The organism is Spongiibacter tropicus DSM 19543 (assembly GCF_000420325.1).
GTDB lineage: Bacteria > Pseudomonadota > Gammaproteobacteria > Pseudomonadales > Spongiibacteraceae > Spongiibacter > Spongiibacter tropicus.
The window spans coordinates 527,581-549,396 of sequence record NZ_ATUS01000001.1; the positions used below are offsets into that span (position 1 = coordinate 527,581).

Here is a 21,816-nt window from a genome sequence, read left to right on the forward strand (position 1 = left end):
AGCGATCTGGAACTATGATAGCAGGCGCCTGTGCCCCACTGGCGGCCCGTCAGGGGCCGTTGAGGATGACGCGGGTTCCCAGCTGAATCTCCCTCAGGAAGCTACACAGGGAAATGATCAGGCAGAGCATCGCCATGATGAACAGACCAGCGACCAGATAAGCCCCCTTCCACTCTGCGAGTGCGCTCATAAACAGCGTGGCAATCACGGTGCAGACTAACAGTGCGCTGATGGTGCTGAAACCGATCGCGCGGTTAACGATACGGGCGCGCTGGGAAAGCACGCCCAGCTCATCGTGTACTGTTGCAGAACGCTCTTCACCGAGCATCTCTATACGCGCATGAAGATTGCGCGATCGATCAATGATCCGCGCAAGTCGATTGGTCAGTACGTTGAGCAAGGCACCAATGCCTGCAAGTAAAAATACCGGCGCAACGGCCTGTTGAATAGCGTGAGTAATGGTGACTACCGCGATGTCGGCTGCCATAGTTTCCGAATGCCCTTATTGTATCACTAACATGGTAAAGGAGCCGCTTTATTGCGCGACCTTTTATTGGCAGCACTGCGCAAGCACAGTGCTCAATGCCTTCCGCTGAAGCACGGCAAAATCCATCTGCGAAGCCCGATTCCAAAGTACCTATGCCAGCGGGAGCGCTGTTTTGCGCACCGGCGACTTCATCACAAAACTGGAGTGCACGCCACTAACACCTTCGATGCGCGTAATCCTCTCCAGCAGCAAGGCCTGAAAACCATCCATATCTTCCACAATCACCTTCAGCAGGTAGTCGGCATCCTGCCCGGTAATGAGGTGGCACTCCAGCACCTCAGGACACTCCGCCACCTTTTTTTCGAAGTTTTCGAAACGCTCCGGAGTATGACGGTCCATGCTGATGTGAATAAAGGCCATCAGCTTCATATTCAGCTCGCGCGCATTCAGTAGCGCGCGATACCCCTCAATCAACCCACTTTCTTCCAGACGGCGCACCCGCCGAAGACAGGGCGACGGCGACAAACCGATGCGCTCCGCCAGATCCTGATTCGTCAGGCGCGCATCGTGTTGCAGGGCATCCAGTATTGCGCGATCATAGCGATCGAGTTCCATAATATAGCCACCAAAAATATTTAACAGAAATAATATTCTAATAAAAAAGATTTTTTAGCAATTTTTTAAAACTTCACCCTGATTTTCACCCCAACTTCGCAAGCACCTGCCGACAACAATTCCTTAGACTATCTCCGTGCTTGAGAAACAGGGAGACACCCTTTCCAAGCCAGGCCGGAAGCGCAGGCACTACCCCGCCGCGACAACGCGCCCGGTTTCCTCAAGAGGGAAGCCAAGAAGCCAGACTCGCTACCCAGAGCCTGAATCGATCACAACAGATGATGAGGCCAAGCCTCACGACAGGAAAAACAATGAGCTTCGACCATAGCAAGTACCGCGCCACACCTCGTATTGACCTCAGCGACCGCCAGTGGCCCAACCGCGCCATTGAGCAGGCACCGGACTGGTGTTCGGTGGACCTGCGCGATGGCAACCAGGCGCTAGTGGAACCAATGACGGTTCAGCAAAAGCTGCGGATGTGGGATTTGCTGGTCAAGCTCGGCTTTAAAGAAATTGAGGTCGGATTTCCCTCCGCCTCACAACCCGATTACGATTTTGTACGGGCACTGATTGACGGTAATCGCATCCCCGAAGATGTGACGGTCCAGGTGCTGGTTCAAGCGCGGGAAGAATTGATCGCACGCAGCTTTGAAGCACTCAAGGGGGCCAAGCAGGCCATCGTGCACGTCTACAACTCTACCAGCCCGGTACAGCGCGAGCGCGTATTTGGTCTGGACAAGGACGGCATCACCGCCATCGCAGTGCAGGGCGCCAAGTGGGTGCGTGACTACGCAGCTCAGAACCCGGACACCGCCTGGTCATTCCAGTACTCACCGGAAAGCTTCAGCAGCACCGAAGTGGACTACGCCGTTGAGGTCTGCGACGCCGTGATTGAGCAATGGCGCGACACCGGCAACCCGCTGATTATTAATCTGCCCGCGACGGTTGAGTGTGCCATGCCCAATGTCTTTGCGGATCAGGTTGAGTACTTCTGTCGGCACAGCCGCTACCGCGACGACTACCGGGTGTCGATTCACACCCATAACGACCGCGGCTGTGGCGTAGCGGCGGCCGAAATGGCCATGCTGGCTGGCGCGGACCGTATTGAAGGCACGCTGCTCGGCAATGGTGAGCGCACCGGCAACATGGACATCGTGACCATGGCGATGAACCTTTACAGCCAGGGTGTCGATCCGCAGCTCGATCTGTCGGAAATGGACGAAATCATTTCCGTGGTAGAGCACTGCACAACGATCCCGCTGCACCCGCGTCACCCCTACGCTGGCGAGCTGGTGTTTACCGCCTTCTCGGGCAGCCATCAGGACGCCATCAAGAAGTGCCTGAGCAAACAGCGTGACGATGAACACTGGCAGGTGGCGTATCTGCCCATCGACCCGGCGGACCTGGGCCGTAACTATGAGGCGGTGATCCGTATCAACAGCCAATCCGGCAAAGGCGGTGTCGCCTGGGTATTGGAGAACGACTACGGCCTGAACATGCCGCGCTGGCTGCAGATTGATGCCAGCCGCAAAGTCCAGGCTCGCGCTGAAGAAACCGCTGGCGAGCTGACGCCATCGCAAATCTGGTCGGTATTTGAAGACGCCTACCTGCGTGCAGGCGGCCCGGATATTCAGGACTTTTCTCTGAGCCAGAGCAATAGCGAGCACGATGGCCAGGATCAGCTCAGCCTGCATTTTGCGTTGCACGGTCAGGCCGTGGCATTGCATGGCAGTGGCGACGGCGCTATCAGCGCGCTGCTTAATGGCTGGCGCCAGCACTTTGGTGACAATGTGGAAGTACTGGACTACAGCGAGCACGCGCTGAACACCGGCACCGCCTCACAGGCCGTAGCCTATGTGCTGCTGAGCATCAACAACCAGCGCCATGTGGGCGTTGCGATGCACCGCGACGTTGTCAGCGCCTCACTGCAGGCCGTGATCAATGCGGCAGCACAATCCCAAGCAACGGCGCAGCGCAAAGCCAGCTGAGCACCACCCAGCCCTAAAAAAGGCGGCCCTCATTGAGAGCCGCCTTTTTTGTTTCTCTGGCTGAGCCGCTTAATCCTTCAACAGGTCTCGCTGAGCATAGAGTTGCTGCCAGTGCTCGCCGTCTTTATTCACCACCTCGGTATCAAAGTAGTGCCGCACCCGCCGGCGGTCTCTCGGGTTATCTTTGAGCGCCGTGCCCAGCAGGAAGTGGATCAGGTCAGCGGGCAGCATTCGGCCTTCTCGGTAATAGAAGGCGTAGACCGCCATAGCATGCGCCACATTAACGGCTTCCGCCGTCGACATGACGGCCGCCGCAAGCCGATCGGTACTGCGACCGCTCAGTGTCTGGCCATTGCGCAACTCGTGGAAGACGATGACCAGCATCTCGATAATCATCGGATCCAGTGCCACGTCTACCCCGGAGTGCGTCAGCAATTTTGACGCCTCGCGATTCACCACATCCATTTCATCACTGATGTTGTTAATCGGCTCAATGGTCTCAAAGTTCATCCGCCGCTTCAGCGCGGCACTCATATCAAACAGGCCACGATCCAAGGAGTTGGACGTCGCGATGATATTAAATCCCTCCCGCGCATAGAGCGTGGCATCATCGCCACTCAGCTCGGGAATCTGCAACTGCCGCTCCGACAGCACCGACAGAATTGCGTCCTGCACTGCCTGCGGACAGCGCGCCAGTTCTTCAAAGCGCACCAGCTGCCCCGCTGCCATCCCACGAAAGATCGGGCCTGGAATCAGCGCGTCGCGCGTCGGCCCGTCGCGTTGCAGCAGCGCCTGATTCCAGTCATACAGCAACTGCCGGTAATGGGAAATCGCGCCGCCCTGAATGGTCAGCTTTGAGTGCCCGGATACCGCACAGGCCAACAACTCTGACAACCAGGACTTCGCGGTGCCCGGCTCACCGATCAACATGGCACCGCGACCGGTGGCCAATGAAATGATCACCCGGCTGAGCAATTCCCGCGGCGCCACAAATTTGCGGTCTATTCCCAACTCGTCATTGCCCAGAATGAAATGTTCAACGGCAAAGGGTGATAGCTGCCAGCCCGGCGGCACCGGACCGGGATCCCACTCGCGGAGCCTGTCCAGTTCTTCGCGAAACAATTCTTCGGCGGCGGGTCGTTGTACAGCCTTGTCAGCCATGATGTCTTATCTCCCTGTCAGGCCTGCCACTGCCCGCGTTTTTCCGGCGCCATGCGCTCTTCCGGCAAAATTCTTGGCAACTCGGTCAGCGGAATATTGCCCTGAATCACATGGTCGAGCGCGCTGTCGCGCATGGTCACTAAGCCGGAATCCAGCGCCTGAGCTCGCAGCTCACCCATGGGAATACGGCGGGAAATACTGTCGCGCAGCTCACCGTTCAGTTGCAGGTATTCAATGACCGCCACCCGTCCTTTAGTGCCGGTACCGTGGCACTGGTCACAGCCCTTGCCATAGAAGGTCTGAAAATGTCGCGGGGCGTCTTTGGGAAACAGCTCGTGGAGAATCTCCGGATCCGGCTCTGCAGGGGTTTTGCAATGCGGGCAAATGCGCTTGGCCAGCCGCTGGGCAATCACGGCCAACAGCTCGCTGGAAAGTGAGTTGGGGTGAACATTCAAATCGAAGAGGCGTTGCACCGCGTCAATCGCATCGTTGCAATGCAGGGTCGACAGGACGATATGCCCGGTCTGAGAGGCGCGAATCGCCTCCAGCGCCGTTTCGTGGTCACGAATCTCCCCCACCAGAATCACGTCCGGATCCTGCCGCACGAAGGATCGCATGGCATCGGCAAAACTGAAACCAATCTCCGGCCGCACGCGGGTTTGTTGAATATCGTCTATCGAGTATTCGATGGGGTCTTCAACGGTAATCACCTTGCGACTGGTGTCCTTCGCCAGCAATTGCAAACCGGCATTCAAAGTGGTGCTTTTGCCCGACCCGGTTGGCCCGACGACCAGTACCAGCCCCGCCGGGTTATTCAACAGTCGACGGTAGTGGGCGGCGATACTCGGCGCCATACCCAAACCATCGATACTGATCAGCGGCGAGTTCTGCGGCAGCAGACGAATCACCACATCCTCGCCATGCAACGATGGCTGCACCTGCACCCGCAGGTCAAAACGGTCGTTGCCTACCCGTACCTGTGAACGCCCGCCCTGCGGCAAACGCCGCTCGGCAATATTCATGTCGGCGCGCAGCTTTACCACATTCACCAGTCCGCGATACTCAGCCGCACTGATCTGGTAATGATGCAGGTCGCGGAGTTCACCATCCACCCGCAGGCGCACCCGCGCACGGTCGCGGTATTTTTCCAGATGAATATCGCTGGCCCGATCGGCTACCGCGTCCAACAGCAGCGCTTCATAAACAGCCACCATCCGCGCATCGGGTTCCTGAGTATCGAGCAACAGGTCTTTGTCTTCATCCGGCGATTTCACGTCGGTTTTGTCGGGTCTCAGCGGCGTTGATTTACCGCCGCGATTCAGCGAGCTCCACAAGCGTCGAAAGTCCACCGGCGTCACCAGTACTTTCTCGATATTCAGCTCCGGGAATACCAGCTGAATTTCCTGCATGGAGGTACCTGGGCTGGTGCAGGCCACCAGCAGACGGCTGCCATCGACACAGATGGGGATGGCCTGCAAATGATCGAGAAACGCCTTGGAAAATCGGGAAAACACCTTGGTGTCGATACGCGCCAGCAGCTCGTCAATATCGCCCAACTCCAAACCGTATTGCTTGGCCAGCGAGCGGTACAGTTTCAGTTCGTCCATGTGCTGCAACTTGCTGATTTCATCGACGATCAGGCTGTGATTCGCCTTGGCATGTTTGCGCGCCTGACTAAGCACCTCAGGTGTGACCAGGCCCAACTCCACAAAAATCTGGTCCTGGTCTTCAAAGAAGTCGATATAACCATGTTCTGTCCGGGCGATTTTATGGTTGCCACGGTTCTGGTATTTCACCAACACTTGCCTGGATGCATCGCCTGCCTCCAGACAAACAAACTGCCCGCCAACCGCCAACTGCTCCCAAAGGCTTTCCCGCTCGCCAATGCTCGGCGTCGAAACCAGTATGAGATCAAAGGGGCCGTCATCCGCCGCACCGGCGTCACCATCGCCAGTACGCAATTCGACATTGTTAAGCCCCAGTCCCTCCAGCTTTTCCCTGGCAACATCCGCCAACAAAGGGTTCTTTTCAATGGCGATAACCTGCCCGGCGAGTTGCGCCAGCACTGCGGTGACATATCCTACGCCAGCGCCCAGGTGCAACACGTTTGCACCATCGGGAAAATCGCAGATACTGAGGATGCGCTCCAGTACCGAGCTGGGTGGAATGCTTCGGCCAGCAACAAGATCCTGTTGCGGGTTGGCGATAAAATATTGACGATCAATCTCGCTGATCGCCGCTTCGTAATCATGACTTGCAGATGAAGGCGTCGACATATCCCGGTTTCTTTATTGGCGAAGCGTATAAATTCCACTAATAACAGAAACGCGCAGCCCCTGCCATTCAAACGCCGCCGATGTTTAGGGATACGCTGCAGTAAACCCCGCCGCAATAAAGCGGCGCAGCTCCGCAACCAGCGTCTCCAGTTCTTCGCCCGGCCCTGGGTCACTCAAATGGCTGGGGAAATTCACACACGCCAAGGTGTTCACCATTGTCTCCAGCGCAAAGCCATAGCGCAGGCGCAGCACCGACGGTGGCAGTGCGGGCAGTACCTTGGCGAAGGCCGCCATCAATTCAGCCACCGGTTCGCGAAACTCCGCTATCAGCGCGTAGTCGGCCATGTCCCCCTGCTCAGCGTACAGGCGAGCCACCACCCGCACATAGTCCCGCCCGCCTTCCGGGTCTTCGAGCAATATTTCGCTTAGCGGCGCCGTCAAGACCCCGACCAAAGCAGGCACATCCGGCGCCGACGATGCCATTGCGGCGTTCAGACGCTGTTGCTGTGATTCGCGCGAGCGCAGACGGCTGCGCAACACTGCATCAAGCAGCGCATTTTTGTTTTTGAAATGGTAGTGCACCGCTGCGGCACTGAGCCCTGCCGCTTCATTGATTTCCCGCAGCGACACCGACAGCCCCCGTCGAGCGAACAACGCCGTAGCGACGGCAACAATATGCTCCCGCGAGGATTTCTTCGCCATGTTCCACTCCCAGAGGACAGGCAACCATTACCTGCCCATATCGACACCCATACTTATCAAGTGATAAGTTAAGAGCAATCCACCAACAATAGCAATAATGAGGACACCGCATGCAGCCCCCATCCAGCTTTACTGCACCCATTCGCTCCGTTGACAGCGTAAAGCACTTCACCGCCACCACCGACGTTCTGATTTGCGGCTACGGTGGCGCCGGAGCCGCCGCCGCCCTAGAGGCAGCCCGTGCCGGCGCCCGCGTGACCGTTCTGGAGAGAGCCAGCGCAGGTGGCGGTTCCACGGCCATGTCGAGCTGTGAAATGTACCTGGGCGGCAGCGGCGGCACCGCACTGCAGCGCGAGCTCGGGCTGGAGGACAGCACCGAGAATATGCTCGCCTACTTACACGAAGCACTTGGCCCCTTCGGCGACGAGGAGAAAATTCGTTGCTACGCCGAGGGAGCCGCCGCCCACTTTGACTGGGTGGAGTCACTGGGCGTGAGCTACAAGCGGGCCGTCTTCACCGAACGCACGGTTGTCCCGCTGAGTGATGAGTCGCTGCTGTATACCGGCAATGAAAAATCTCACCCTTTCAACCGCGTAGCCCAGCCCGTTCCGAGGGGCCATGTACCCTCAAAAGAAGGTGACGAAGGCGGCAAGATTTTCATGGATGCCATTATGCAACGGGTTGCCGAAGCCGGGGTGACAGTGATGAACGACACCCGAGTAGTGGCCTTGCTGGCCAACGACCACGGCGCCATTTGCGGCGTGATCGCCAAGCAGAATAACCAGGAAATCGCGCTGCGCGCTGAACGCGGGGTTATTTTGACAACGGGTGGCTTTGTGATGAACGAGGCCATGACCCGACAATACCTGCCGGAGATACACCAGTATGCGGTGCCTTACGGTAATACCTACGACATGGGCGACGGCATTGTGCTGGGGCTGGCCGCAGGCGGACAGGCCATTAACATGGATCAGGCTTTTATGTCGTTTCCACTGTACCCGCCCGCCAAAATGACCTTCGGTATTTTGCTGAATCAACAGGGTCAGCGCTATATCAACGAGGATGCTTACCTTGCGCGACTGGCGTATTACTCCTGCCAGCAACCAGAGCAGAAGTTTTATCTGCTGGTGCAGGATGAAGATTACGAGCCCTCACATTACCTCGAGCGCGCTCCGATCATCGCCAGTGGCGACAGCATTGCCGAGCTGGCCGCCGAGGCACCTTTCCCAGCCGGGGTCCTTGAGCAGACGGTCAGCTATTTCAACGAGCACGCGGGCAATGGCCGAGATCCACTGTTCCATAAAACAGCAGAGTGGCTGAAGCCGTTGAGTAAACCGCCGTTTGCCCTGCTTGAGTACTCCGCCGATGCGATGAAGGCGATTATCATGCCCGGCACTACCGGGCCGTTGATTTTTACGCTCGGCGGCCTTCACACCAATGTCGATGGTGAGGTACTCAACATGAATAATCAGGCGATTCCCGGCCTCTTTGCCGCCGGGCGGGCGACGGCCGGCTTACCCCGCACCGCCAAAGGCTACGCCAGCGGAATGTCGGTGGGCGATGCGACTTTCTTTGGCCGTCGAGCCGGACGCCGCGCGGCGACTCAAGCCTGATTAACCGGCAGCAGGTAACTGCTGTCGAAATCCATCAATCAGGTAAGCCAAACTGATATCGATGGGCTCTTCACGCACCACCGCTTCCAGCACCGGCGCCACATACAGGCGCTGGCTGCTGGGGTCCTGAAGATAGGAATGGGTAACGGGCGACAGGGATTCCTCTGCGCTCTCGGCAGTCTCAACGTAGAGCGTCGCGCGCAGGCAGACCGCCCCCACCACCAGTTGAATCATCGCCATGTAGCAGCGCACGGCCTGATCGGCACTGAACCCGGCATCCTGCATTTTGCCAATCACCCGGTCCGTGACTTTCAGCGCATTGCTGCCCAGGGGCATGGTACCCAGCAGCGGCACCCACCGCATTTCGCCGCTCAGCGCGCGATACATATTGCGGGCTAATTGCTCCAGCCAGCCATCCCAGGCCAGCGATTCATCGGGCAGCACCTCCGCGCGCTCGATAAAGGTATCGAACGCCGCCGCCAACAGCGCATCTTTATTATTAAAATGCTTGTACATGGCCATAGCCGACACGCCCAACTGCGCAGCCACTTTGCGCATGGACAGCCGCTCCACCCCCACCTCGGCAATGACGCTCAGGGCAGCATCTACAAAGCGTTGCCGGTTAAGACTGACTGTCATTGCGTGATCCTGATTGGCGCAGGTACATCGGGGCAACTGCAGTAAAAAAATCGCCGTGCGGCGGGCACGTCTGTGCGGCTATTAAATCAGTCCGGACAGGTCTGCCGCAATGACGTCACTCATCGGGCCGCAAAGCGGATGGGCAAACATTGCAGCGTACGGGCAAACATCGAGGCCACAAACGGGGCTGGGCCATCCAACGACAGTTCTCGCGTTCGCAGCAGAAATTCACGCAGCACGATACGGATCTCCGTGCGCGCCAGCTCTCGGCCGATACAGGCGTGGATACCGTGCCCGAAGGTCAGGTGCTTTTTACCATTGTGGCGGTCAAGGCGAATCTCATCGGGCTGCTCAAACACGCGCTCATCGCGGTTGCCGGACGCCCACATCAGGAAGAGACGGCTGTCAGCGGGCAGCGTCTGTCCATGCAGGGTGACGGGCTCCTTCGTCCAGCGGAAGTGGCCCTGAAAAGCCGATTCAAGACGAAAGACTTCTTCGATAAACGCGGGCAACAAACCATCGATATCATCGCGAATTTGCGCTTGCAGGGCGGGATTTTCAATCAGCAGTTTGAGGGCATTGCCCATGCTGGTGGCGGAAGAATCGCTGCCCGCCAAGAGCAACTGCATAATCCCCGACACCGCGGTATTGGCATCCATGTGGCCCTCATTCACGCCGCGCACAAATACGCCGCTCAAATCATCGCGGGGGGCACGTCTGGCACGTATAAACTGCTGCCAGCAGTAGCGATAGAAAACCAGCATTTCGGCGCGGCTGCGCGCCAGTTCGCGGCGACTGGCAATACCACTCTGGGTGGCGATGCCGTGAACGCACCAGGTTTTGATTTTCTCATAATCCGCTTCCGGGAAGCCGAGCATGCGAATAATCAGCCGCATCGGTAATGCCCAGGCAAATTCGCGCATGAACTCCACGCGGCCGCTGGGCAGAAAACGCGCCATCAGTTCGCGGCAAAGCTGCTCCACCTCCGACTCCATCGCCTTGACGATCCGCGAGTTGAGCCCCTTGTGCGCGACTTTGCGTTCAGCGGTATGCACCGGCGGATCAGACAGCGCCAGTACGTCACCCGGCGCGATGCCCATGCGCTCCAGAGGAGCCAGTTTCTGCGCTTCACGAATCACACTGTGGCCGAGCTTCAGACCGGCAACAACACCCTGGTGGGTCGATGAAAACCGTTCCGTATCGCGACTGACAGCGACAATATCCTCGTAGCGGGAAATGCAGTAAATCCCGTTTTTCAACAGGTATACCGGATAGTCATCCCGAAGCATCCGGTAGAAGGCATAGGGGTTCTGAAAACAGCGATTCTGCAACGGCGCAAAATCTTCTGGGTGCCGTGGCACACTCAGCTTTGCAGCCACCTCCGTGTCCTCCTGAAGATCATCGGGCTCGCGGCGCGCTGACAATCGCAATAGCTGCTCAATACCGTGGGACATCGCCACACGACGGCTGTGGTAAACAAGATCTCGCATATCGGCCTCCCGACGTTTCGATGCTTGAGAACTTACGCCAACTGGTTTACATTGTAAACTCATTTGAATGACACTGTAATCTTCCAAGCTGCCAGCGGCCACCTGTACGGAGTTTCTTCGATGCCAGATAACGATCACCTAATCCGCCGCTTCATGCTGGCCTGGAGCGATCGAGACGTCGACCGCATCATGGCGTTTTTCAGCGCCGACGCGGAGTACTGCAATATTCCCCTGGGGCCGGCGCACAGAGGAAAGGCCGACATCCGCGCGTTTATTGACGGGTTTATCGCTGCCGCGACGCATATCGACTTTCAAATAAAACAGCAGCTCAGTGACGGAGAGCTGGTAATGAACGAGCGCGTGGACGTGCTGCATATCAGCGGCAGTGAAGTGAACTTGCCGGTAATGGGCGTCTTCAGGCTTCGCGAGGGGAAAATCTGCGAGTGGCGGGACTACTTCGACATGGCCGCCTTTTCGGCGGCCTGAATGTCGGCGTTACGGCAGCGTCATTGAATAAAACGTGCCGCCACATCGTCCATATACGCTTTTTTCTGCGCCAGAGAAGCGTCTGGGCCGATGCCAAACAGAAAGGGATAGGAAACCGTGGCCGTCACCCCCAATGCCGACATTTCAGTGACGGCATCAGGCGTCAGCGGCTCAGTGAGCGGTGCGATCACCTCGTAGCCCTCGGTGGGCAAACCCGCCTCACGACGTGCTTGCAATAGCGCAGGAACCTGAGTCCACAGCTCAGCCAAGGTATTCCCCGGTCCATACCAGCCGTCGCAGGAACGCACCGCGCGCCGCAGCGCCGCGCCCGAGTGCCCCCCGCCAATCAAGGGGACCGGCTTGCTCGGGTAGGGGCGAATATTCACGTCATCTAATTGAAAATGCTCACCGTGGAACGAGACCTCCTCGCCACGCCAAAGCGCTTGCATAATCGTCAACATTTCGTCCAGCCGACCACCACGGCGATGAAAGTCCACCCCAAACTGCTCGAACTCTTCCTGTAGCCAGCCCGCGCCAAAACCCAGCATAAATCGATTGTCACTGAGCACCGCCAGTGTCGCCATATTCTTGGCGGCCTCAATCGGGTGGCGCAGTGGCAGTACATAGATACCGGTGAGCATTTTCAGACGCTGGGTGACGGATGCCATCGCGGCAAAACTGATCAGTGGATCGGGAAACGCCATATCGGCATTTTGAATGGAGCGACCGTCTTCCGAGTAAAAATAATGGGAACGACTGTGCTTGGGATAATAGATATGCTCGGCGAGGATCACGCCCTCGAAGCCGAGCTTTTCGGCGTGGCGCGCTACCTCAACCAGATGTTCGGTTTCGCACCAGCTGATGACCTGCCAGAATTTCATGTACTGCCCTCCCTGTCACGGAGCCATCATTGTCGATGGCCCCGGCAGCAGCCGCTATCGGCTGAACGGAGGTCGCCTGAACAGACGAGGCGGGATTATTTGCGGAACTGGGAAAAGTCCGGGGCACGTTTTTCGAGAATCGCCATCACCGCTTCAATGTTCTCTGGCTTACCCGCCAGTTTTTCCATCCCCGCCTGCTCGGCATCCATCGCGGCGTGAATTGCCTTGCGATGAACGTCGCGCATCAGGCGCTTGGTTTCCACCAGCGAGCTGACCGGCCACTGGGCAATTTCCCGCGCCTTTGCCATCGCCTTGTCCAGCAACTCCTCATCGCTGAATACGCCGGTGGCAATACCAACGCTGAGTGCTTTGCCGGCATCTAACCACTCCGAGGTATACATCAGCTCCGCGGCACGGCGCGCGCCAATAACGGCCTGCAGTTGGTAGCTGCTGCCCCACTCCGGCACCAGACCCAAGGAGGTGAAAGGGAAGCGCATGCGCAGGGATTCACCTACGTAAACCACATCGGTATGCAGTAGCAGCGTTGCACCACCGCCGACAGCAACACCTTTTGCTGCTGACACCACGGGCTTATCAAAATTCACCAACTTCCGCGCGCAGGCATTAAAGGGGTGCTCGCCCTCTGACTCGCCAAAATCAGCAAGGTCCACACCGCTGGAGAAATCCTTGCCTGCACCGGTCACCACCACACACGCCACAGCGGGATTCTCACCGGCAGCCTCAATGGCATCGCCAAAGGCCTGCCACTGTTCATTACTGAAAGCGTTTTTGCGCTGGGGGCGGTTCAGCGTCAGCAGCAGAACCCCGTGGTCATCCAGCTCCTGCAGTACAGTTTCGCTCATTATTTTTCTCGCTAAATAAATTGGCCGTAGGCTTGCGGATTAATCGTAAAAACGGATGCACTCGCCCAGCGGAGCGCGCTGGGTGCGACAACGATTGGCGGGATCTTCGGCATCTTCGTAACCGAAGGAAATACCAAACAGCAGTTTGTTCTCTGACGGAATATCCAACACTTCACGCACCAGATCGGCATTGAAGCTCAGCGCAGTCTGGGGACAACTTGCCAAGCCCTCGGCGGTAAGGCTGAGCATCAGATTCTGGGCGAACATGCCGCAATCGGCGGCTTCTCGCAGCCCGAAGGGTTCCGGCAAAAAGATAAAAGCCACATGCGGCGCGCCGAAGAATTCAAAGTTACGCATGAACTGGGCATTGCGACCGACCTTGTCTTCCCGGGCAATACCCATTGCGGCGTAGAGGTCGGCGGCGGCCTGGTACTGCCGCTCCTTGTACACCCCGGCATACTTGCCGTCATAGGGAAAATCCATCGTCCACTGACCGGATGCGAAGGCGTCTGGGATACGCTGACGCAAGGTTTCCAGCTTATCACCGCTGACCACTGCACATTCCCAAGGCTGGGTATTACAGTTCGACGGCGCCGTTGAGGCGGTCTCAAAAACGCGATTGAGCAGGGTTTGCTCAACCGGCTTGGAGATAAAACCGCGAACAGATCGGCGCTGTCTGGCAATGTCGGCAAAAGCGGTAGAGGTCATGAAGTTCTCCTGAAGATCATTCTGATGCGGTTACGGCGCCGCTGCCCAGCAGCGATTCGCACTGCTGGGCACTGTAACCCAGCTCAGACAACAGGGCGAGGCTGTCTTTGCCCTCCACTACCGGCGGGTTCTGAATAGCCCCCGGGGTGCGCGAGAAGCGCGGCGCCACTGCGGTCTGCACACGTCCCTCGTCCGTCAGCAGATTGCGACGATGCTGATTGTGGGGATGGTTGGCGGCCTCGCGCATCGCTAGCACGGGAGCCGCGCAGGCATCACTGCCGTCGAAGATGCTCATCCACTCATCCAGTGTTTTCTCGCTCACCCGCTCGGCAATCCGCTCACGTTGCGCCGGCCACTCGGCCTTATTGAGCTGCACGCTGTAGTCCGTGCCGCCAAAGTCCAAGCCCAGCTTTTCGAGCAACTCCGCATAGAACTGCGGTTCAATTGCGCCGAAGGAAATATAGCGGCCATCTTTGCAAGCGTAGTTGCGGTAGAACGGCGCGCCGCCATCCAGAATATTCTGTTCGCGGGCATCGTCCCAAAAACCGACGTTCAACAAGCCGTGTACCGTGCTCAACAGCGACGCCGCACCGTCGCAAATCGCGGCGTCGATCACTTGCCCTTTGCCGGACTGGGTGCGCTCGTGCAGCGCCGCCAGAATGCCCATAATCAGAAACAGCGAGCCACCACCCAAGTCGCCAATGACGTTCAGCGGTGTAGGTGGCGGCTGATCCGCCTCCCCCATAGCCCCGAGCATGCCGGTGATGGCAATATAGTTAATGTCGTGACCGGCGGTTTTCGCCAGCGGACCGTCCTGCCCCCAACCGGTCATGCGACCGTAGATCAAGCCGGGGTTGCTCTCCAGACAATGATCCGGCCCCAGCCCCAGTTTCTCCATGACGCCGGGGCGGAAGCCCTCAACCAGAATATCAGCGCGATCAATCAGCTTCTTCGCCACAGTCAGACCGTCATCCGATTTCAGGTTGAGCACAATCGAGCGGCGACCACGCACCGTGGCATCACCGGCCTGGCCGCCCATACCGCTGACACCGCGTTCAATGCGAATCACTTCCGCACCGAGATCGGACAACAGCATGCAAGCATAGGGACCGGGGCCGATACCGGCCATCTCCACAACGCGCAAACCGCTTAGAGGACCAGACATAGCGTTTCTCCGTGGACGGGAACAGATGACGCGGACACCGGAACCCGGTGCCAACGCCTGGGAGGGGATCGGCGTTTATTCGCCGGTGAACTGCGCGGGGCGTTTTTCTTTGAAAGCACGCATGCCTTCTTTGGCATCCTTGGAGGCAAACACCGGGCCGGCCAGCTCGTCAGATTTGAGCATGGCTTCATCTTCTGACAGGTGCTCGGTGTGCTCACGCAGAGAGCGGGTTACCGCTTTCACCGCCAAGGGGCCATTGGCACAGATTTTCTCGGCAATTTTCTTGGCTTCGTTCAGGGTTTCGCCCTTGGGCACAATGCGGTTGATCAGACCAAAATCCAGTGCCTGCTGTGCCGTCACGTGCTCACCCAGCAACAGAATTTCAGCGGCGATGCAGTAGGGAATCTGTTTACGCAGACGAATGGTAGAACCCGACATGGGATACAGGCCGCGAGCCACCTCGGTAACACCAAAGATGGCATCTTCAGCCGCGACGCGGATGTCAGTGCCTTGCAGAATTTCTGTCCCACCGGCCAGCGCGTAGCCCTCAACGGCCAGAATCAGCGGCTTGCAGGGGCGGTTGTCGCGGAGCAGAGCCTGCCAGTGAATGTTTGGCACCTGACCCATCAGCTCCATGAATTCCTCGGTGCTGCGCTGCTCGCCATCGGCGCCTGCTTTCAGGTCCATACCGGCGCAGAAGGTGTCACCATTTGCGGTGAGGATGGCACAGCGCAAATCATCGTCTTCGTCCAGCAAACGCCAGGCTTTATACAGACCCAGCAGCATTTCCGGGCTGAAGGCATTCTTTGCCTCGGGGCGGTTCAGGGTCACGATCAGCACGTGGCCGTCTTTTTCAACGATACAGTTCTTAGTGCTGATAGGCAGTTCAGTCGCCATGGGATGCTCCATTTCTTGCTAATGGCCGTTTAATGAAATAACCGCTTATGACATAGCGGCGTTGCGAATATCGATGTTCTTAACTTGCCGTGTGTTGCTGGCAGACGGCTAGCAGCGCGACGCCGCTACTCCGCCATGACTACGAAAACGGGGCGGCATTGCCGCCCCGGAGAATCAGGAAACCTGTCCCTCACCACTCAGCGCAAAGGCTTTAGCCGTTTTGTAGTCAGGCTTGCCACTCGGCGCACGGGGAATTTCCGCAATCAGATGCACTTCACGAGGGACCTTGTAGCCCGCCACATGCTGACGGCAGTGCTCCTGAACATTCTTCAGGTCCAGCGCTACGCCATCACGCGCTTGGATAACCGCGCTCACACGGCTGCCCCAACGCTCGTCGGGCACACCGACGACGAGGGCATCAAAAATGCCGTCGTGAGCCTTCAGTGCATCTTCGACTTCTTCCGGGAAGATTTTCTCACCACCACTGTTGATACAGTTCGAGCCGCGACCGAACACCGTGATAGAGCCATCTTCTTCCAGTTTGGCCGCGTCACCGGTCAGCAACCAGGTTTTGCCATCCACTTCCACGAAGGTCTTGGCAGTTTTCTCAGGGTCGTTGTAATAGCCCATGGGAATGTAGCCAGCGCGAGCAAAAATACCGGTCTCACCCAGCTCTGCGTGACGACGCGGTTGGTCGTCTTCGTCAATGATCACGTCCATATAGTCTGTACGCGAAACATTGCCGAGGCCGGTCTGGTTCTTGCGGCTGCCGTTATCCATCCCCATCTGACCGCCCTCGGATGAACCGAAGGCATTGGTGACAAAACAGTTGGGGAAGTGTTTCTTAAACGCGTCCTGCTTGGCGTCAGAGAAAATCGCGCCACCGGAGCCTACGTTGAAGACAGCTGACAGATCCCAGCGGTCGGGATTGGCGTCCAGAGCGTCCAGCAGCGGAATCGCCATGGCATCACCGACAATCTGAATCGCGTTGACCTTCTCGTCAGCAACGATTTGCCATACCTGCTCACCGTCAAAAGAACGGTTATGGTTCAGGACCAGCTTGTTGCCCGCAAGCAATTGAATACAGGCGTACCACCATGATGCACCGTGCATCAGCGGCGCCAGCGCAATCCCGGTCAGCGGGTGCTCAGTGACGCGGCTGCTGATGTCTTCAGGCTTTTCACAGGGGCCGTCGGGAGAGAAGTGGCCGCCGCCACCCATCGCCGCAAAGAAAACATTTTTGTGCGGCCACATAACGCCCTTGGGCATACCCGTAGTGCCGCCGGTGTACAAGATGAAGTAGTCGTCGTCTGCTCGCTCACCGAAATCGCGACTGTCATCCTGCGTTTGCTGAGCCTCTTTGTAATCTACCGAGCCAATGGCGCCGAGATCAGCACCACTGCCATCATCAACCGATACAAAGACTTTCAGCTTTTTCGCCGCTTCGCGCACTTCAGCAATATGGGGTGCGAATTCACGGTGGTGAATACAGGCCACCATGTCGGCATTGTCGAAGATATAGAGCAGTTCGTCTTTAACGTAACGGTAGTTAACGTTGATGGGCACTGCGCGAACTTTGAAGCAGGCCAACATGGCCTCCAGATATTCGCTGCAGTTGTACATGTACAGGCCAACGTGATCGCCCGCCTTGACGCCTTGACTGGCAAGGTAGTGGGCCATGCGATTTGCGCCTTTCTCCAGATCGGCATAAGTGGAGCGGCTATCGCCACAGATCAACGCTTCGCGGCTCGGTACTTTGTCAGCGACGGCTTCAAACAAATCCGCAAGATTAAAATGCATGCTCATAGTGGGTCCCTGTTAGATCGATACCGCCCTGTCGCGGCATCTAAAATTGAATTCTTATCACTTCTTGTATTGCGACATTTCTTGTCATTATTACTGCGCAAAGGGCTGTCCGCTGATCCAGCGAACAGCCCAGAACATTAACATGCGGCCGAAATGCGGCCATCCTCCCAAGGGACGAGAATGGGAGAATGGCGCATGACGATTTGTTAATGCTTCTCGCTGCTGACCACCCACATTGAGTAGAACTGGGCACCACCACCGTAGGCGTGACCCAGGGCGGTTTTAGCGCCGTCTACCTGATGGTCGCCAGCCGCGCCGCGTACCTGCTGCGCCGCCTCGGCAAAACGAATCATGCCGGAAGCCCCAATGGGGTTGGAGCACAGTACACCACCGGAACAGTTCCAGGGGATGTCACCGCCTTCTATCAGGGACGTAGCACCGCTCATGGTCAGCTCCCAGCCCTTGCCTTCTTCAGCAAAGCCGAGATTTTCCAGCCACATGGGCTCGTACCAGGAGAACGGCACATAGACTTCGGCACAGTCGAGGTCTTTGCGCGGATTGCTGATACCGGCCTGCTTGTACACATCTTTGGCACAGTCGCGGCCAGCTTGAGGGTTAACCTGCTCGCGACCCGCATACATGGTGGGCTCTGAGCGCATCGCTGCACCGCGAATCCACGCCGGTTTGCCGGGTGACTGAGCCGCCAACTCTTCGTTGGCAATGACCATGGCACAGGCACCATCAGACGATGGGCAAGCTTCCAGGAAGCGCAGCGGCTCCCACAGCATGGGGCTGTCTTCAACTTCTTTCATGTTGATTTCGGGAAGCTGCAAATGCGCCAGCGGATTCTTCGCACCGTGCAGGCGGTCTTTCACTGCCACCTTGATCCCCGCGTCATAGGGCGCTTTGGAACGGCGCATATACTCGCGAATGATCGGCGCGAAGTAACCACCCGCACCGGCATTGAGGTGTGGGGAAAATGGCTGAGGGTTAGACAGCGCCCACATGGCGTTGGATTCTGACTGCTTCTCGAAAGAGACGGTCAAAATGCGCTTGAACACACCACTCTGAACATAGGAGGCCGCCACGATCGCGGTTGAGCCACCCACCGAGCCGGCCGTGTGAACACGCAGCATGGGTTTGCCGTTACAGCCCAGTGCATCGGTCAGATACAGCTCGGGCATGATCACGCCTTCAAACATATCGGGGGCTTTACCCAGGATGACCGCATCGATTTCATCCCAGCCCAAACCGGCATCATTCAGGGCATTTTGCGCAGCTTCGCGCACCAGGCCGGCGATAGATACGTCGGCACGCTTGGTTTTGTATTTGGTCTGACCGACGCCGACCACAGCAGCTAATTGAGCCATTATTGGGCCTCCAGTACAGTTACCAGGTTCTGTTGCAGACACGGACCAGAAGTCGCATGCGCCACACCGCGCTTGCCTTCGCCGTTGATCAAACGCATGGCGACTTCGCCGATGCGAGACAGACCAGAGGCCATCATCAGATTTCCGGCCAACACACCACCAGACTGGTTGACTTTAGTGCTGTCGCCTAGGCCAAGTGCCCGACGCAGAATAATTTCCTGATGGCTGAACGGCGCATAGATTTCAGCGATATCCACATCACCATTGCCCAGGCCAGCGGCCTCAGCAGCTTGCTTGGTAGATACCGATTGAGTCAGGTCGCGCGAACCAATGTGATGAGTCTCGATACGGTGGTCGATACCCTTGATTACCGCGTAGGGCTTGCCCCACTCTTTCGCCTTCTCGACAGTACAGATCACCATGGCGCAGGCACCGTCGGAAATCGGGCAGCAGTCGTGGCGACGCAGGGGCGCCTCGTAAACCGGCTCTTCCAGCAGTTGCTCGGCAGAGACATCGCCCTTCAACTGTGCGTGGGGATTGTTCATGGCGTTGCGACGGGAGTTGGCAACCACCTCGGCCATGTCTTTCTCAGTGATCAGCCCCTGATCCAGCATGGTCCGCGCTTGCATCGCTGCAAAAGCGATGGTGTCTACCCACAATGGCGCCAGGTAGTAGGGATCCAGTTGCTGAGACAGAACGATAGGGAGTTCACCGGGAGACGATTTACCGAAACCGTAAATCAGTGCCGATTCGGCCTGTCCCATCTGGATTTTCAGCCAGGATTCGTACAGCGCCCAGGCAGCATCCATTTCAACGTGAGATTCTTTGATCGGCGGTACGGCACCCAGAGCATCGACACCTGCCACAAAGGCAAACGCGGCGCCCTGCTGGTAGTCGCAGCTACCCGAGCAAGTGAAATCTACATCCTGTGCACTCTGCAAACCGGCCTGTTTATAGACTTCGGTGAGCACGGGCATGATCAGCTCAACTTCGTTGCGCGCACCGGCGTCACGCATACAGTCGGACTGGGCAAAAGCTACAATCGCTACATCGCGCATCTTAACGGCCCTCTTTTTTCAGTTTGCCAATTTCTTCCACCGGAACATCGGGCTCGTCGATGGGCTTGAAGTACTGGATATTCTCCATGGCGTGCGTCCACTCCTCTTCGGGCTTCCACACTGCCTCAACACGCATACCAATGCGTACGTCTTCGTTCTTACACTCGCTCAGCAGGTGCAGGAAGCTGATGTTGGCACCATCGAGAACCAGGTTCGCAATCACGTATGGCGGCTTGATCGGGTTGTTCGGAATCGGAATGTAAACGATGGTGAACGACTCAACGGTCGCCTTGTTACCCAACTCAACTTCGTCAGTCGTTGCCACACCGCAGGCCGCACAGCTTCCGCGGGGCGGAATGTAAACGTTGGAGCAAGAAGGACAGCGCTGACCTACCAGCTTGCCTTGCTTCAGCTTGACCAGGTAGCGCGCTGTCGCTGCACCGGCGGTGAAGTTATAAGTGAGGTAGCTGGGAGCATCGATACCAGTAACCGGCTCGTCACTTTCATTGGGCTGATAGTCTTCCACCAAGGTGGTCGCTTCGGGAACGAAGCCGTTGATGTCGCTAATCTGGCCTTGCGTCTGCGCAGCCCAGCGAACTTTAACGCGCATACCCGTGCTCATGGCGTCGATGCTTTCTGCATCCACCCAGTGCAGCATGGGCGTATCGGCACCATCCAGTTGAATCAGTGCCCAGGCGAAAGGCCGGTCTGAGGGGTGTGCTTTGCGGGGTTCAGTAACCCAGGCCCAGGTTTTAACAACACCGGTATCCGCGACATCGACAAACTCGCTCAGTGCTTCCGCACTGACGGGGTCGAACTCAACGGGCGGCATCAGCACCTTGCCATCGCTGCCCTTGATGCCGACCATTTTGCGGTCGCGCAGGGCGGTGAAAAACTTCCCGACAACGGGACCTGTCGAACGGGTATAGGTATACCCTAAGGTAAAGGCCTGACTTAGAATTTCAGCCGATGAAGACATCTCGTCTCTCCTTGGTAATGTGCCCTGCCCCGAACCCCCCGGCCAACTCGGTGGTCACAGCAGCAGAAACAGGTGCAGATTTGGCTTGCCGAGCGAGTATCCCCGTGGGGCTAAAATCAGACAATGTCGCTGCTGATCAAGGCGCTGACAAAAACGATCAGCTTGCAAACTGCCGGAGAGAGGATATTCTCACTGCCCCATGAAACCGCCTTTTGAACACCGCAACCCGGTCATTCGCTACAGCCTGATTTTTATCGGTTGGCTGTCTTTTGTACTGGGCATGATCGGCTTGCTGCTGCCGGTGGTGCCCACTTCGCCCTTCCTGATACTCAGCGCGGCCTGCTTTTTGCGCAGCTCACCACGGTTTTACTATTGGCTGACAGAGCACCGCTGGTTCGGTCGATACATCCGCTACTACATTGAGGGCGAGGGAATTCCCCGGCGCATTAAATGGATCATTCTGCTGGTGCTTTGGACCACAATATTGACCAGCGCCCTCCTGATCGTGCGAATACAGTGGGTATCGATAGCCATGATCGGCATTGCAGTGGGCGTCTCCATCTACATCATTCGCCACCCCGAACCCCGGGAAACGCCGCCGGAAGAGCCACCGGCCGACCCAACGGACTGAG

The 21,816-nt window shown here is 57.5% G+C and carries 20 protein-coding genes; 4 read left to right on the forward strand and 16 right to left on the reverse strand.

What is annotated here, in order from left to right:
- Window positions 1-49: 49 nt before the first annotated feature.
- Window positions 50-487, reverse strand: coding sequence for a DUF2721 domain-containing protein (locus G411_RS0102545; RefSeq protein ID WP_022957603.1), 438 nt, complete (start codon window positions 485-487; stop codon window positions 50-52).
- A 150-nt stretch (window positions 488-637) separates the two neighbouring features.
- Window positions 638-1,102, reverse strand: coding sequence for an Lrp/AsnC family transcriptional regulator (locus G411_RS0102550; RefSeq protein WP_022957604.1), 465 nt, complete (start codon window positions 1,100-1,102; stop codon window positions 638-640).
- A gap of 311 nt (window positions 1,103-1,413) precedes the next feature.
- Here G411_RS0102550 and leuA point away from each other — a divergent pair, with 311 nt between their 5' ends.
- Window positions 1,414-3,090, forward strand: a complete 1,677-nt coding sequence (gene leuA, locus G411_RS0102555) for a 2-isopropylmalate synthase (RefSeq protein WP_022957605.1) — start codon at window positions 1,414-1,416, stop codon at window positions 3,088-3,090.
- Between the two features lie 69 nt (window positions 3,091-3,159).
- On the opposite strand, the gene G411_RS0102560 is transcribed toward leuA, so the two are convergent.
- The 3 genes from G411_RS0102560 to G411_RS0102570 form a co-directional block, all read right to left on the reverse strand.
- Window positions 3,160-4,251, reverse strand: a complete 1,092-nt coding sequence (locus G411_RS0102560; protein ID WP_022957606.1) for an ATP-binding protein — start codon at window positions 4,249-4,251, stop codon at window positions 3,160-3,162.
- A gap of 17 nt (window positions 4,252-4,268) precedes the next feature.
- Window positions 4,269-6,527 (reverse strand): ATPase, T2SS/T4P/T4SS family, encoded by a 2,259-nt coding sequence (locus G411_RS0102565; protein WP_022957607.1) that lies wholly within the window; start codon window positions 6,525-6,527, stop codon window positions 4,269-4,271.
- Between the two features lie 84 nt (window positions 6,528-6,611).
- Window positions 6,612-7,229: a TetR/AcrR family transcriptional regulator gene (locus G411_RS0102570; protein WP_022957608.1), complete on the reverse strand. Its 618-nt coding sequence runs from the start codon at window positions 7,227-7,229 to the stop codon at window positions 6,612-6,614.
- A gap of 110 nt (window positions 7,230-7,339) precedes the next feature.
- Here G411_RS0102570 and G411_RS0102575 point away from each other — a divergent pair, with 110 nt between their 5' ends.
- Window positions 7,340-8,842: an FAD-dependent oxidoreductase gene (locus tag G411_RS0102575; protein ID WP_022957609.1), complete on the forward strand. Its 1,503-nt coding sequence runs from the start codon at window positions 7,340-7,342 to the stop codon at window positions 8,840-8,842.
- Here G411_RS0102575 and G411_RS0102580 read toward each other — a convergent pair whose 3' ends face one another.
- Window positions 8,843-9,481: a TetR/AcrR family transcriptional regulator gene (locus G411_RS0102580; RefSeq protein ID WP_022957610.1), complete on the reverse strand. Its 639-nt coding sequence runs from the start codon at window positions 9,479-9,481 to the stop codon at window positions 8,843-8,845. It lies immediately after the preceding gene.
- Between the two features lie 119 nt (window positions 9,482-9,600).
- Window positions 9,601-10,971 carry a cytochrome P450 gene (locus G411_RS21275; RefSeq protein ID WP_022957611.1) on the reverse strand — a complete coding sequence of 457 codons (1,371 nt, stop codon included), beginning with the start codon at window positions 10,969-10,971 and terminating at the stop codon, window positions 9,601-9,603.
- A gap of 120 nt (window positions 10,972-11,091) precedes the next feature.
- Here G411_RS21275 and G411_RS0102590 point away from each other — a divergent pair, with 120 nt between their 5' ends.
- Complete coding sequence (locus tag G411_RS0102590; protein ID WP_022957612.1) at window positions 11,092-11,457, forward strand: nuclear transport factor 2 family protein; 366 nt, start codon at window positions 11,092-11,094, stop codon at window positions 11,455-11,457.
- A 20-nt stretch (window positions 11,458-11,477) separates the two neighbouring features.
- Here G411_RS0102590 and G411_RS0102595 read toward each other — a convergent pair whose 3' ends face one another.
- From G411_RS0102595 to G411_RS22380, 9 genes are all read right to left on the reverse strand, one after another.
- On the reverse strand, window positions 11,478-12,338 hold the full coding sequence (locus G411_RS0102595) for a TIGR03619 family F420-dependent LLM class oxidoreductase (RefSeq protein ID WP_022957613.1): 861 nt from the start codon (window positions 12,336-12,338) through the stop codon (window positions 11,478-11,480).
- A 95-nt stretch (window positions 12,339-12,433) separates the two neighbouring features.
- Window positions 12,434-13,201, reverse strand: a complete 768-nt coding sequence (locus G411_RS0102600; RefSeq protein WP_022957614.1) for an enoyl-CoA hydratase-related protein — start codon at window positions 13,199-13,201, stop codon at window positions 12,434-12,436.
- A gap of 39 nt (window positions 13,202-13,240) precedes the next feature.
- Window positions 13,241-13,909: a nitroreductase gene (locus G411_RS0102605; RefSeq protein WP_022957615.1), complete on the reverse strand. Its 669-nt coding sequence runs from the start codon at window positions 13,907-13,909 to the stop codon at window positions 13,241-13,243.
- Between the two features lie 16 nt (window positions 13,910-13,925).
- The gene (locus G411_RS0102610; RefSeq protein ID WP_022957616.1) at window positions 13,926-15,074 is read right to left on the reverse strand and encodes a CaiB/BaiF CoA transferase family protein; all 1,149 of its coding nucleotides are present in this window, start codon (window positions 15,072-15,074) and stop codon (window positions 13,926-13,928) included.
- A gap of 75 nt (window positions 15,075-15,149) precedes the next feature.
- Window positions 15,150-15,971 carry a crotonase/enoyl-CoA hydratase family protein gene (locus G411_RS0102615; RefSeq protein WP_022957617.1) on the reverse strand — a complete coding sequence of 274 codons (822 nt, stop codon included), beginning with the start codon at window positions 15,969-15,971 and terminating at the stop codon, window positions 15,150-15,152.
- Between the two features lie 174 nt (window positions 15,972-16,145).
- Entirely contained in the window at window positions 16,146-17,777 is a 1,632-nt protein-coding gene (locus tag G411_RS0102620) for an acyl-CoA synthetase (RefSeq protein ID WP_022957618.1), read from the reverse strand.
- Between the two features lie 206 nt (window positions 17,778-17,983).
- A complete protein-coding gene (locus G411_RS0102625; RefSeq protein WP_022957619.1) occupies window positions 17,984-19,147 on the reverse strand; it encodes a thiolase domain-containing protein in 1,164 nt (387 codons plus the stop codon).
- Window positions 19,147-20,205 (reverse strand): thiolase domain-containing protein, encoded by a 1,059-nt coding sequence (locus G411_RS0102630; RefSeq protein ID WP_022957620.1) that lies wholly within the window; start codon window positions 20,203-20,205, stop codon window positions 19,147-19,149. The genes G411_RS0102625 and G411_RS0102630 overlap by 1 nt, the downstream gene beginning before the upstream one ends.
- A gap of 1 nt (window position 20,206) precedes the next feature.
- Entirely contained in the window at window positions 20,207-21,184 is a 978-nt protein-coding gene (locus G411_RS22380) for a Zn-ribbon domain-containing OB-fold protein (protein ID WP_022957621.1), read from the reverse strand.
- 199 nt (window positions 21,185-21,383) lie between these two features.
- On the opposite strand from G411_RS22380, the gene G411_RS19070 reads away from it, so the two are divergent.
- Window positions 21,384-21,815 (forward strand): YbaN family protein, encoded by a 432-nt coding sequence (locus G411_RS19070; RefSeq protein WP_022957622.1) that lies wholly within the window; start codon window positions 21,384-21,386, stop codon window positions 21,813-21,815.
- Window position 21,816 lies beyond the last annotated feature (1 nt).